Annotated in this window: 9 protein-coding genes and 2 pseudogenes; 5 read left to right on the forward strand and 6 right to left on the reverse strand. The window is 70.2% G+C overall.

From position 1 onward, the window contains the following. Positions 1-132 precede the first annotated feature (132 nt). Positions 133-375, forward strand: a complete 243-nt coding sequence (locus ACZ4N4_RS09545) for a hypothetical protein (protein ID WP_467586290.1) — start codon at positions 133-135, stop codon at positions 373-375. After that, positions 279-1031 carry a hypothetical protein gene (locus ACZ4N4_RS09550; protein ID WP_467587669.1) on the forward strand — a complete coding sequence of 251 codons (753 nt, stop codon included), beginning with the start codon at positions 279-281 and terminating at the stop codon, positions 1029-1031. The genes ACZ4N4_RS09545 and ACZ4N4_RS09550 overlap by 97 nt, the downstream gene beginning before the upstream one ends. On the opposite strand, the gene ACZ4N4_RS09555 is transcribed toward ACZ4N4_RS09550, so the two are convergent. From ACZ4N4_RS09555 to ACZ4N4_RS09570, 4 genes are all read right to left on the reverse strand, one after another. Then, positions 1000-2097: an IS110 family RNA-guided transposase gene (locus ACZ4N4_RS09555; protein WP_467586293.1), complete on the reverse strand. Its 1098-nt coding sequence runs from the start codon at positions 2095-2097 to the stop codon at positions 1000-1002. The genes ACZ4N4_RS09550 and ACZ4N4_RS09555 overlap by 32 nt on opposite strands. Before the next feature lie 1151 nt (positions 2098-3248). Continuing rightward, a complete protein-coding gene (locus ACZ4N4_RS09560; protein ID WP_467586296.1) occupies positions 3249-4520 on the reverse strand; it encodes a COG4705 family protein in 1272 nt (423 codons plus the stop codon). A 38-nt stretch (positions 4521-4558) separates the two neighbouring features. Further along, positions 4559-5827, reverse strand: a complete 1269-nt coding sequence (locus ACZ4N4_RS09565; protein ID WP_467586299.1) for a sensor histidine kinase — start codon at positions 5825-5827, stop codon at positions 4559-4561. After that, complete coding sequence (locus ACZ4N4_RS09570; protein ID WP_307070316.1) at positions 5818-6471, reverse strand: response regulator transcription factor; 654 nt, start codon at positions 6469-6471, stop codon at positions 5818-5820. The genes ACZ4N4_RS09565 and ACZ4N4_RS09570 overlap by 10 nt, the downstream gene beginning before the upstream one ends. A gap of 176 nt (positions 6472-6647) precedes the next feature. Here ACZ4N4_RS09570 and ACZ4N4_RS09575 point away from each other — a divergent pair. The 3 genes and pseudogenes from ACZ4N4_RS09575 to efeB form a co-directional block, all read left to right on the forward strand. Then, positions 6648-6767 (forward strand): annotated as a pseudogene (locus tag ACZ4N4_RS09575) (DUF6624 domain-containing protein); the annotation flags it as partial. A 191-nt stretch (positions 6768-6958) separates the two neighbouring features. Next, positions 6959-8989, forward strand: a complete 2031-nt coding sequence (gene efeU / locus ACZ4N4_RS09580; protein ID WP_467586302.1) for an iron uptake transporter permease EfeU — start codon at positions 6959-6961, stop codon at positions 8987-8989. A gap of 56 nt (positions 8990-9045) precedes the next feature. After that, positions 9046-10329, forward strand: a complete 1284-nt coding sequence (efeB, locus tag ACZ4N4_RS09585) for an iron uptake transporter deferrochelatase/peroxidase subunit (RefSeq protein ID WP_467587672.1) — start codon at positions 9046-9048, stop codon at positions 10327-10329. A gap of 126 nt (positions 10330-10455) precedes the next feature. Here the strand turns inward: efeB and ACZ4N4_RS09590 are convergent, their stop codons facing one another. Both ACZ4N4_RS09590 and ACZ4N4_RS09595 read right to left on the reverse strand, forming a co-directional pair. Continuing rightward, positions 10456-11628 (reverse strand): MFS transporter, encoded by a 1173-nt coding sequence (locus ACZ4N4_RS09590; protein WP_467586306.1) that lies wholly within the window; start codon positions 11626-11628, stop codon positions 10456-10458. A gap of 74 nt (positions 11629-11702) precedes the next feature. Next, positions 11703-12129: pseudogene (locus tag ACZ4N4_RS09595) on the reverse strand (hypothetical protein); the annotation flags it as partial. Positions 12130-12379 lie beyond the last annotated feature (250 nt).

Here is a 12379-nt window from a genome sequence, read left to right on the forward strand (position 1 = left end):
CACCCGTCTTCGGGAGCCGGTGCGAACACGCGACTCGCCTCGCCCTCCCACGCTACTCCCCGGGCCCCCGGGATCTCCTGGGAACTCGACCCCGGTGCCTGCTTCGACGGCAGGCAGTACAGTCGCGGCGTTATGGGCTCGCACTACGACGCACGGTCCGACGTGGGGCTCGACGTCATCCTGAAGACGGCCCGCGCCGAGGGCCTGTCCGACCCGGTCGAAATCGTGCCGCCCGCGGACTCCTCCTCCGCCTACGTCGTGCGGCAGATCCAGCGCAGCTGGCCGGAGAAGCCGGACTCGATCGCCGTCGACCCGGCCACGGCAAGGTCACCGACGTGCTGCGCTTCTCCGACTACCCGGTGCTGGCCAAGCTGACCCGGTGGGGCATCGACGCCCACACCGGCACCCTGGCCCGCCTCGCCAACCAGGTCGCACTGGCCGGCCTCGCCCTGGCCCTGATCCTCCTCATCCTCTGGGCTATCGCATGTGGTGGCAGCGTGGCCGCGGCTCCGCCTTCGGCCGCCCGATTTCCCGCGGCGCCTGGCGGCAGATTCCGGTGCAGGTGCTGGCGCCCTGCGTCGCGGTGGTCGCCGTCGTCGGCTACTACGTCCCGCTGCTCGGGATCCCCCTCGCCGGCTTCCTCGCGGTGGACGTCGTCCTCGGCTGGGTTACACGCCGCAATGCCGGGCGCGCTCGCGCCTGAGCTGGGCTTTCCCGGTGCGGTTCGGGAGGAAGCGCCCCATCCGTGTCCGGGGCGTGCCGTCAGAGGAGCGGATCCCTCGTATGGACGGGAGAGCGAGTGCGATCGCAAATCCCCGCGTCCCGGAAAGCGTCCCACGAACACGGACCGCAAAAGGCGCCGACCGCATCGCCCTCGCCGGCGCACCCGATCTCACGACGAAGCCGCACCGGAGCGCTCCGGTGCGGCTTCGTCGTCTCACGGCTGGGCAGAGGTCCCGTCAGGACGGGCCAGGGGGCCTCGCCGTATCACCGACGCCCCTATAACGCGGGGGCGCAGGAAACCGGTCTGACCAGGTTGAAGACCTCGCGGGCGGCATATCGCTTGAGGCATCGGATGATCTCGCGGCGGGTCTTGCCTTCTTGGGTGCGGCGTTCGTAGTACGCCTGGGTCCGTGGGTCGTGGCGCAGCCGGGTGAAGACGATGCGGTGCAGGGCGGCGTTCGCCTGCCGGTCGCCGCCGTAGTTGAGTCGGTGCGTGCTCCGACGGCCCGAGGAGTACTCCATGGGGCTGACTCCGCAAAGGGCAGCAAAGGACGCCTCGGTGTTCAGCCGGTCGGGGTTGTCTCCCATGGCGATCAGGAGAGTGACGGCGCTGTCCGGACCGATGCCCACCGGTTCGAGCAGCTGCGGGGCGTGGCGTTCGACGAGCCGGGTCAGGCGCTGGTTCAGCTCATCGATCTGCCCGGTGAGCTGCTCAACGCGCTCGGCGAGCATACGCAATGTCAGGTGGGTGGCCTGGGCCACCGCGTCCTCGTCTCCCCCACCGCCGGATAGGCCGAGGCGTGCGCAGGTGCGGAACAACTCGCGGTTGCCCAGGCTGGACAGCTGTTCCCGCAGTGCGGGGTCGGCGATGACCAGGACGGCTTTGAGCTGGTTGATCGCCTGGGTACGGGCCTTGACCGCGGAGTCCTTGGCGAGTTTCAACATCCGGGCGCTATGCACCGGACCGTCGCCGGACTTGGCCCGGGCCCGGGCGCGACCGCTGAGCACGGCCCGCGCCGCGGCCTGCGCATCGAGCGGGTCCGACTTCCCCCACAGACGGCGGGCCGAGCGGTCGGGCCGGTTCACTTCGTACACCGCTACATGCTGCGCCAGCAGGTAGCGGGACAGACCCGCGCCGAAGGTACCGGTGCCCTCCACGCCGGCCCGGCGCACCGTTCCCCGCTTGCGGGCCCACACAAGCAGCTGCCGGTAGCCGGCCGCCGTCGCCGGAAAGGACTCGGTCCCCAAGATCTTCCCGAGCGGGGAGACCACGGCGGCGACATGCACCTCGCCGTGCGTGTCCACGCCCAGAACGACCTCGCGCCGCACGGGAGGATCCGTGCTTGAGGAGGTGGTGCGCTGTCGGCTCGTCATGATGAATCGCCTCCCACGTGATGACGTGCTGGGTGGATGGCACCGGCCCGCTCGGGCGGTCTGAACCGTGATGGCGCCTGGAACTCGGCAAGGCCCCTATTGGGACACGCCCTGTGGTTCGGTACCTGCAGGTGCTGTCCCGCAACGACAGTCGACACGCCTGTGACTGGACACTTCGGTCATATATCTCATGAGTCAGACCCCCGTCCGGGACGGCACTGCGCAACCGTCCCATCGATCCCGACACAACGGCATGACCCGACCACAGCCGAAAGGCTTCGCCCGAACCGGTGCTCAATATGGCCCTGACGAGCTGCCCCTGTGTTGACTCTTCTTCTACTCAGGACCGGCATTGACGGACAGCCTTGCCGCCCCCTTACGAGCTGTCGGTCGTCGACCAGGGCACGAACCGTCGACCAGGGCACGAACGGCCCGAGACACCGCCCAAGGGGCGGGCCTCGCGCAGCCCGGCTAGGGATTCCTGCCAGCGATGCTGGCCGCCGGAGCCGGCGGACTAGTCTTCGCCCTTGGCCTCGGCGAACGCCGTCGCACCTTACGCCGTCGCCACCGTCCTCGGCGCACGCACACATCCGCTGCGCGGCATGGTCCTCACCGAGGCCCTGCTGCTGGCCGCAGGCGGCCTGGCCGGGGGTGCCGTCATGGAATGGACGCTGTCGGAGATGCTGGTCAAGGTACTCACCGGCGTGTTCAACCCGCCGCCCGCCGCCTTGGCGGTGCCTCGGCGTCTACATGACCCTGACCGGACTGGCCGCCTTGATCGCCGTACTTGCCGCAGCCCTGAACGGCATCCGCGGTGCCCGGCGCCCTGCGGTGGAGGAACTGCGCGGTCTGTGAGGCGGCCTACAGGGGAGCGACCTGTCTACTCTGTTGCCATGGGCACGCCTGCCACACCGGATCGCAGCCGCCTGCACGGCCGAGACGAAGATTTGACTGGCCCTCGCCTGTTCGCGCGGTAGGGCCTGCACTCATTCGGCCCACGCCATCCAGTCAGCAACCGCCCCACGCGAGGCTGCAGCCGCATTGCGGTGTCCGAGGTTCCCCGGTGTGTGCCGAGGAAGCGCGGTTCTCTGCGCAGCCTCGGCACTCTGAGCCTGCGCGGCCGGGTGGCCGGCCGGGCGCTGTGCGGCCTGTCAGCCCATGTCCGTCAGGAGGGTGTTCAGTTCCTTCTCCTGCTGCGCAGGAGACATCGGCGGGTTCGAGTGGTCGATGCCGAACGTCTTGAGCATCTTGTCCATCTGGGCGTCGATGGAGGTCCAGCCGGTCTGGTCCAGCGGCTGCAGCGATGCCTGGTCGGCGTCCCACAGGTCACGCAGCTTCTGGGCGGCCGCGTGGGCCCCGGTCTCGTTCCCCGAGCGTGCGTCCTTGAGCGAGGTGGAGGCGAGGGTCTTCAGCGCGGCGACCTTGGCGGGCGGGAACTTCTTCACCGCCTGGCCGGGGGCCATCTGGACGGCGGAGGTGTTGTCCTCCTCCGGCGCCGGGCCGACGTGCGGCTGGCCGTGGGCCCAGACGAGCAGGCCCGCGGTGGCGACGGCGAGCAGTCCGAAGCCGGCCAGCGCGACGCGCTCCTTGCGGGGGTCGCCGGTGGTGTGTGCGGCGTGGGTCGCCTCGTGGGTCTCGGTCACGTCCGAGCGCGTCACCGTCAGGTAGATCACCGTGGCCAGGATGAGGCCGAGGAAAATCAGGCTGGTGGTGAACGTGCCCAGGGCGAGGCCGGTCGGCTCGCCGGGCTGGGCGACCTTCGGGGAGGCGAGCCAGTCGCCGATGTTCGCGCCCAGCGGGCGGGTCAGGATGTAGGCGAGCCAGAAGGACAGCACCGGGTTGGCGCCGAACTTCCAAAGCGCCGTGATCGCCGCGATGAGGCCGAGCGGCAGCAGGACCGAGACTCCCGGGCTCCAGCCGGTCAGTTCCAGGGTCCAGTCGCCGGTCGCGGTGCCGAGCGCGAAGGTGACGAGAACGGCGAGCCAGTAGAACGACTCACGCGGCAGCGTCGTGACCGAGTGGATCGACAGTGTGCGCTCCCGTGCCCACCACACGCCGAAGACCGCCGCGAGCAGCACCGAGAAGACCGCGGAACTGATCCACAGCGGCACGTTGAGCTGGTCGGTCAGGATGTCGGTGTACAGGGTGCCGGTGACGCTGACAACGACCACGGTCAGCCAGTAGGGGAACGGGACGTACCGCTTCAGCCGCAGCTGGACGGCCAGGACCACTACGAACACCGCGGTGAAGATCCAGGCGGTGTTCACCAGGCCGACGCCCAGCTTCATGTTGATCCAGTCGGCGAAGCTCTCACCGACGGTCGTGCACAGGACCTTGATCACCCAGAACCAGATGGTGACCTCGGGGACCTTGTTGAGCATGAGGCGCCCGCTGCGCGTGCGTGCTTCCGTTGTCGTTGTCATGCGGGGAGGTTTACGCGGGGAATCTGCACTTAACCTGACTACGCGGTTGCACGGGCGGCCGGGAGTGTCATCTCGACGTGACCGCGGCCGTCCGCGATCGCGCGGACCTCCACTCCGGCCGAGGCGGCGATGCGCCGGACCACCGGCAGCCCCAGCCCGTACCCGTCGCCGCCGGTCACCCCCGCTTCGAAGACCCGGTCGACGTCCGAGGGGTCGAATCCGGGGCCGTCGTCCAGGACATCGACCACGATGGCCTCGCCCTGGTTGCGGGCGGTGATCCACACCCGGGACTTCGCATGCCGCAGGCCGTTGTCCAGCAGGGGTGACAGCAGCGACACGGCGACGTCGGGCGCCACGGCGACCTCGACCTTCGCGGGGAAGGCGACCTCGACCGCGCGGCCGGCGATCGCCTGCCGTGCGGCGGAGCGCAGGTCGCACCGGGTGCCCTTGTCCGTCCGTGCGCGGGCGGCGTGCAGAAGCGTCGTGATCGCCGTATCGAGGCGGTCGACCTCGCTCAGCACCGCCTCCGTCGGCACCGGCTCGCCGGACAGCTGCGCCAGCTGCGCCTCGGCCCGCAGGACCGTGAGCGGTGTCCGCAGCTCGTGGGCGATCTCGTCGGTGAGCCGGCGCTCGTCCGCCAGCGCGTTGTCGACGCGCTCCAGGAGGTGGTCCAGGGTCCGCCCCAGTTCTCCGAACTCGTCGCGGGGGATGCCGAGGTTGAAGCGGCGCCCAGGTTCGTGCTGGCCCCAGTCGTCGGCGAGGGCGGCCATCTCGTGCACGACCCGCAGCGCGCGGCGCACCACGAGGTGTGCGACACCGCCGGCGAGGAGGATCGTGAGGCCGCCCAGTATCAGGGACAAGGTCAGGCTGCGCTGCTCGGACGTCTCGTAGGGCGTGAGGTCCACCCGGACGATCACCATGACGTGGTGGCCGTGGATCGGGATCTTCCGCGCGTACAGGAGGTAGTCGCTGGCCGACACAGTCTGCGATCGCCCCGAGCCCGCCAGCTCCTCGACGCGATCGACCAGGCTCGGCGGGACGTTCCCGTCGATCAGGCGGCCGTCGGCATACACCCAGGCGACCTCGTCCAGCGCCTCGCTGCCGTTCTCCGTGAGTACGACACGGCCGCCCTTGTCGGTGACGTTCGCCGCGACCGCCTCGGCGCGAGTACGTGCCAGATCGTGCGCGTCGGCGTCCGTCACCCGGCTCAGCAGCACGTGCGAGACCACGACCAGGATCGCCACCACGGCGGTGGCGATCAGCACCGTGAGTGCGACGACCCGCTTACGGAACCCCGTCACTGCCATCGGTAGCCCACGCCGCGGACGGTCGCCAGACGCTCGGCCACACCCAGCGAACCAAGCTTCGCCCGCAGCCGGCGCACATAGGAGTCGAGGGTGTTGTCGCTGACCTGCGCCCCGTGCGGCCAGCCGGCAGCGACGAGGGCGTGGCGGCGTACCGCGTCGCCCTGCGAGGCGATCAGACGGCCCAGCAGCCGGAACTCCGTCGGGGTCAGGCTCATGCTCACCGAATCGTAGGTCACCACGTGCTTCGCTGGATCGAGGACGACCTCGCGCGGTGCGGGCACCACGGTGGCCCGGCGCAGCAGCGCCCGGACGCGGACCAGCAGTTCCGGAATGTCGAAGGGCTTGGTCATGTAATCGTCGGCGCCGGCCTCGAAGCCGCCCACCTTGTGATGCAGGCCGTCCAGGGCGGTGAGCATCAACACCGGCGCGTCGACGCCGCGAGCCCGCAGGGCCAGGCAGACGTCTCGGCCGTCGGCGTCCGGGAGCCCGAGATCCAGGACGACCAGGTGGGGCGCCGGTTCGAGCTGCCGCAGCAGGCTGTCGGCCGTGGCGGCGACGGAGACGGTGTGCCCGTCGTGCTCCAGGGCGCGCTTGAGGACGCCGCGGACCGCCGCGTCGTCTTCACACACCATGATGAAAGCCACGGGCTGACCCTAGATACTCCCGTCCTAGTTCTCCATCTTCCCTGGTCAGCCGCTGAGGGTGGGGAGCAGGCCACTGTTGACGGCCCCACGTGTGGGCTGACCCGCAGAGAACCATACGGTCACAGGTATCGACGCCTGTCGCACCCCGAGGACATGCTGTGGCAGCTTGCGCGCACGGCCGCAAGCAGGTCCAGGGAACTCAGATCGCCGGCGTGAAGGACGGGGCGCCGGTTTCATGGCCCTGCGAAGAACCCGAGCTCATGGACGAACTTCGTACGGAAGTCGGCAATGTCCCGGTCGGTGGCACCGGGCCGGGCGAAGGCGACGTCGTCCCGCAGACCGCGCTGGAAGAGCTCCGGGTTTTACCCCTGCATTACTGCTCCATGACCATCCGACTACAGGTCTGTAGTCATGATGGTCCAGTCTTAGTTAGGGTTGCCTACGCTAATGGGCGCTGCTCGTACGGAGGCCGCCCGGGGAGGGTCGCATGTGGGATGACGTGTTTCCGAGTTTCCTGATCGGGTTGCGGGAAGGGCTCGAAGCGGGACTCATCGTCTCCATCCTCGTCGCGACCCTTGTGCGGGCCGATGCCCGCTCCCGGCTGCCGCAGGTGTGGACAGGCGTACTCGCGGCGATCGCGCTTGCCATGAGTTTCGGCGCGGTCCTCACCTTTACGGCAGCTTCCCTTTCAGCGACCGCGCAGGAAGCCTTCGGCGGCACCCTCAGCGTGATCGCGGTCGCGTTCGTCACCGCCATGGTGTTCTGGATGCGCCGCTCGGCCCGCAGCCTGTCCGGTGAGATCAAGGAGAAGGTCACCGGAGCGCTGGCCATGGGCTCGGGCGTGCTGATCCTCACCTCCTTCCTCGCCGTGGGCCGGGAGGGTCTGGAGACCGCCCTGTTCCTGTGGACCACGGCCCAGGCGGCCGGCGAGTCCTCCGGCCCTCTGACCGGCGCCGCCATCGGGCTGCTCCTGTCGGCCGCTCTGTGCTGGGGCCTGTACCGGCGGGTCCTGAAGATCAACCTGACGAAGTTCTTCACCGCCACCGGCGCGGTCCTGATCGTGATCGCGGCCGGTGTTCTCGGTTATGGGCTGCGCGACCTGCAAGAGGGCGGAGTGCTGCCCGGCAAGGCGGCGTACGCCGTCGACCTGAGCGGCAGTATCGACGCCGGCTCCTGGTACAGCACGCTGGTGCAGGGCGTGTTCAACCTGACGCCGGCCATGACCTGGCTGCAGGTCTTCGGTTACGCCGGCTATCTCGCCGTGGTCATGACGCTGTTCGTGCACGGCCTGCGCGCCACGGCGCCGAAGCCGGCCTCCGGCAAGGCGGCACCGGCCCCGGACGCCCCGACGCCCGCGCGGCGCCGCCCTGCCTGGGTGGTTCCTGTCGCCGTCGTCACCGTCCCCGCGCTCCTCGCGGGCCTCGCCGTCGCTTTCGGCCGCCCCAAGCCCGGCGCCGCCCAGACCGTCGCCGTCTCGGAGAAGCACTGCGGCGAGGGTTTCACCGCGCCCAGGCCCGGCCGGCAGACCTTCCAGATGCACAACACCGGCGACAAGACTGCCGAGGTGTACCTCATCGACCCGGCCACGAACGCTGTCTACGGCGAGATCGAGGGCCTGGCCCCTGGCACCACCCGCGCCCTGGTCGCCACTGTCGCCGGCGGCGCATACGCCTGGCGGTGCGTACCCAGCGGCGGCACCGCGGTCACCTCCGAGGCCGTCCGCGTTACCGGTGGCGGGGCGGCGAAGGCGGTCGTCCCGGTCTCGGAACACGACCTATCCGGCCCGCTCGCGCAGTACCGGACGTACGTCGACGAGGGCCTGGCCGCCCTCGTGCCCCAGACCCGCACCCTGGCCGACGACATCAGGCACAACCACCTCGGCAAGGCCCGCACCGACTGGCTCACCGCCCATCGCACCTATGCCGCCCTCGGCGCCGCCTACGGCACCTTCGAGGACTTCGACCAGAAGATCGACGGAAGGGCCGACGGACTGCCGGACGGCGTGCACGACAAGGATTTCACCGGCTTCCACCGCATCGAGTACGGCCTGTGGCACGGCGAGCCCGCCACCTCGCTTACCGCGTCGGCCCAGCGACTGGCCGCCGACGCCGCCGGCCTACGGAAAGCCTTCCCGCACCAAGACTTCGACCCGTCCGACCTGCCGCTGCGCGCCCACGAGGTCCTCGAGAACACACTGCAGTTCGAGCTGACCGGCGACACAGACGAGGGCAGCGGCACCAACCTCGCCACCGCCGACGCCAACCTCGCCGGCACCCGCGAGCTGCTCACCGTCCTCAGGCCGCTGCTCACCAGCCGCTCTCCGCACCTGCTGCCGACCGTCGACGCGGACGTCGCACGGCTGCAGAAGCTCCTGGACTCCGCCCACCATGGCAGCCACTGGACCCCCGTCGGACAGCTCGGCGCCACCGCCCGCGCCCGCATAAACGGGGCCACCGGCCAGCTGCTGGAGGACCTCTCCCCCGTCCCGGACCTGCTGGAGATCCGGAAGTCCGCCTGATGACCACCGCACACCACCGCATCGACGACCCCGCACGCACCGAAGGGAACGCCCCCATGCCGTCCGCCGAAACCCCCGCCCCGCAGGGTGGCTGCCCGGCGGGCGCCGACCGCCGCTCCTTCGTGAAGACGGCCCTCGGCGCGGGAGCAGCCGGCGCGGTTCTGGCCGGCGGCGGGCTCGCGCTCGCCGAGAGCGGCGGCGGGACCGCACAGGCGGCCGCGCAGACGCAGAACGCCGCCGAAGTGCCCTTCCACGGCCTCCACCAGGCCGGCATCATCACCCCGGCGCCGGCCGCTGCCACCTTCGTCTCCTTCACCGTCATCGCCGAAGACCGCGCGCAGTTGGTGGAGTTGCTGAAGACGCTCACCAGCCGGGCCCGCTTCCTGACCTCCGGCGGCATCCCCGCCGATCTCGGCGTCGGCGCCCCGCCCTCCGACAACGGCATCCTCGGCCCGACCGTCCCCGCCGACGGTCTCACCATCACCGTCGGCGTCGGCGCGTCCCTCTTCGACGACCGCTACGGTCTCGCCACGGCCAAGCCCCGCCGCCTGACTCCCATGCGGACCTTCCCCAACGACAACCTCAAGCCCGCCGAGTGCCACGGCGACCTGTCCCTGCAGATCTGCGCCAACCGTCAGGACACCGTCCTGCACGCGTTGCGCGACATCGCCCGGCACACCCGTGGGGCCATGCAGATCAAGTGGCGTATCGACGGCTTCCAGAACACGCCCCGCCCCATTGGCGCCCAGCGCAACCTGCTCGGCTTCAAGGACGGCATCGCCAACCCAGACGTCGCCTCGTCCCGAGAAAGCAACCGCCTCATATGGGTCGGGGGCGGCGCCGGCGAGCCCGCATGGGCCAGGGGCGGCAGCTACCAGGTCATACGGATCATCCGCATGCTCGTCGAGTTCTGGGACCGGGTCTCCCTCACCGAGCAGGAGAAGATGTTCGGCCGCCGCAAGGACACCGGCGCCCCGCTCGACGGCGTCAAGGAGACCGATGTTCCCAACTACACCAAGGATCCGCACGGCAACGCGATCCCCCTCGACGCCCACATCCGCCTCGCCAACCCACGCACCGCCGCCACGGACGATTCCCGCATCCTGCGCCGCGGCTACAACTACGACCGCGGAATCGACGATGTCGGCAACCTCGACATGGGCCTGGTCTTCTGCTGCTACCAGCAGGACGTCAAGCGCCAGTTCGAGGCCACCCAGACCCGGCTGATCGACGAACCCCTCGTCGACTACATCTCACCCACCGGCGGCGGCTACTTCTTCGCCCTGCCCGGAGTCCGCGACACCAAGGACTGGCTCGGCCGCGGGATGCTCACGAGCTGACACAGATTCCGCAAGCCCGCCCCCGTGCCGTGCCGCCCCGGCTTTCGAAGGTGTCCGTCGCTCCATGCCCGGCCGCGCAGCGGCGTGGTGACCAAAACGCCCGATGCCTGCTCGCACGTTCACCACTCAGTGAGCGGGCGTGGACCGCACGGCCCGGGTGAACCACAGCAGAACCAGCGCGGCGACCTGGATGCCGGCGACGACCACGATCAGAAGGGGAACGGAGACGTCGTACAGCACCCCGACCAGGGCGCCACCTGCCAACGCAGCCGCTCCCATGATCCCGGCGAAGACGCCGTACGCGGTGGCCCGGCGGCCCACGGGTACGAGGTCGGCGACGGTGGCACGCAGCGTGGACTCCTGGACCCCGACGGCGGCGCCCCACACCAGTGCACCCGCCACGGCGGCCCCCACCGTGTCGGTGAAGGCGAGGGCCGGAACAGCGGCGGACAGCAGCGGCAGGACGACCAGGACCTGGGCGCCGAGCCGGTCGTACAGCCAGCCTGTGGCCAGCGCCGCCACCGCGTCAGCCGCCATGGCCGCCGCGTACAGCACCGGCACCATCGCGGTTGGCATCAAGTGGCGGACGACCAGGTGATAAGAGAGCACACCGAAGGTGGCGAAACCGGTCAGGGTCGCTGCGGTGAATACCGCGTAGGCCCAGAAGGCCCGCGGCAGCCTCCTCTCGCGGGATCCGGCGGGAGGCGACTGCTCGGGCACCGCCGTGCCGACGGTGGTCTCGTAGCCCACCGGATCGGGGACCCTGGCACGCAGCCAGAGCAGCAGTGCGACGGCGGCCACGCCGGGCAGCGCGAGCACCCCGAGCGCCGGGGCGTAGTCGCCGCCGGTCAAGGCGAGGACCCCGGCCACCGTGAGCGGGCCGATGAGCGCGCCGACCTGGTCCATCGCCTCGTGCACCGCGAAGCCGCGGCCCCGGCCGGTACCGGCGGTGGCGTGCGAGAGCAGCGTGTCCTTGGCCGGGGAGCGCACGGCCTTGCCGACGCGTTCCGCGATCACCAGGGTGCAGGCCACCCACAGCACACCGGTCAGACCGAGCACCGGGACTGTGGCCGCGGTCAGCACGTATCCGGCGATCGTCCATGCCCAGAAGCGGCGGCTGCGGTCGGCCAGCGGTCCCGAGGCCAGACGCAGCCCGAGCGCGGCGCCCTCACCCGCCCCCGTGACCACGCCGACCACGGCCGCGGAGGCGCCCAGGTGAGCGAGCAGCGGGCCGGTGACGGAACGAGCGCCCTCGTAGACGAAGTCCATCAGCAGACTGACGCCCCCGAACACCGCCACGAACCGCCACGCTGAGAGCCCCCGGGCAGGTGGGTTCGACGGCTCGGGCGTGGCGGACGTGGTGCGGGCAGGCTTCATGGACTTCTCTCGAGGCTGTCGCGTGCCCGGCAGGCCGGACATGGCTTCTTGGACGTCGGACCACCTCCTGGGAGCACTCTCCTCTTCACTGGACACTCCGGCAGACGCATCTTCTCTCGACACGCTGCAGCAGTCAGGTGGGGAAGCGGGCGCACGACGGGCACGCGCATCAGGGCCACCAGCACCACCAGGACGCCGGTCACCAGCGCTGCCCCGTCGGCGTAGCCAGGCCCGAGCTGTCGGACACGAAGTCGCCCATCGAGACGCCGAGCGGGCGGGTGAGGATGTAGGCGATCCAGAGGTCCACACCGCGTCCAGGCCCAGCGCGAAGTGCGCGATCGCCAAGGCGGCGATGGCCAGCGCGAACAGGACCGCCGCGAGCCAGTAGCCGAGGTCCATGCGCTCGGAGTCCAGATCGCCGCCGGTGCACGCCCGCGCGGTACGCCGTGGTGCGGAACTGGACGACGAGGCGACTGCGAGCGGCGCGCTCATGAACACGAACACTCCGGTCAGGCCCAGGCCGGCCTTCTCGTTGATTCAACGCGGAGGGCGGCAGGAGCGAGCGGAGACACTCGCGCCGGGTTCGGCCTAGGGAGTCTCGGAGAGTTCGTAGGTCATGGACAGGACGCTGCCAGCGGTTACCTGAACGCATCCTGACTGCGCGCGGCGATCC

Source organism: Streptomyces sp. NPDC026538 (assembly GCF_055567535.1).

Excerpts from the sequence above, each read along its gene's own strand:
- ACZ4N4_RS09545 (WP_467586290.1), top strand. The coding sequence starts at position 133 with ATGGGCTCGCACTACGACGCACGGTCCGACGTGGGGCTCGACGTCATC.
- ACZ4N4_RS09555 (WP_467586293.1), bottom strand. The coding sequence starts at position 2,097 with ATGACGAGCCGACAGCGCACCACCTCCTCAAGCACGGATCCTCCCGTG.
- ACZ4N4_RS09560 (WP_467586296.1), bottom strand. The coding sequence starts at position 4,520 with ATGACAACGACAACGGAAGCACGCACGCGCAGCGGGCGCCTCATGCTC.
- ACZ4N4_RS09565 (WP_467586299.1), bottom strand. The coding sequence starts at position 5,827 with ATGGCAGTGACGGGGTTCCGTAAGCGGGTCGTCGCACTCACGGTGCTG.
- efeU (WP_467586302.1), top strand. The coding sequence starts at position 6,959 with ATGTGGGATGACGTGTTTCCGAGTTTCCTGATCGGGTTGCGGGAAGGG.
- efeB (WP_467587672.1), top strand. The coding sequence starts at position 9,046 with ATGCCGTCCGCCGAAACCCCCGCCCCGCAGGGTGGCTGCCCGGCGGGC.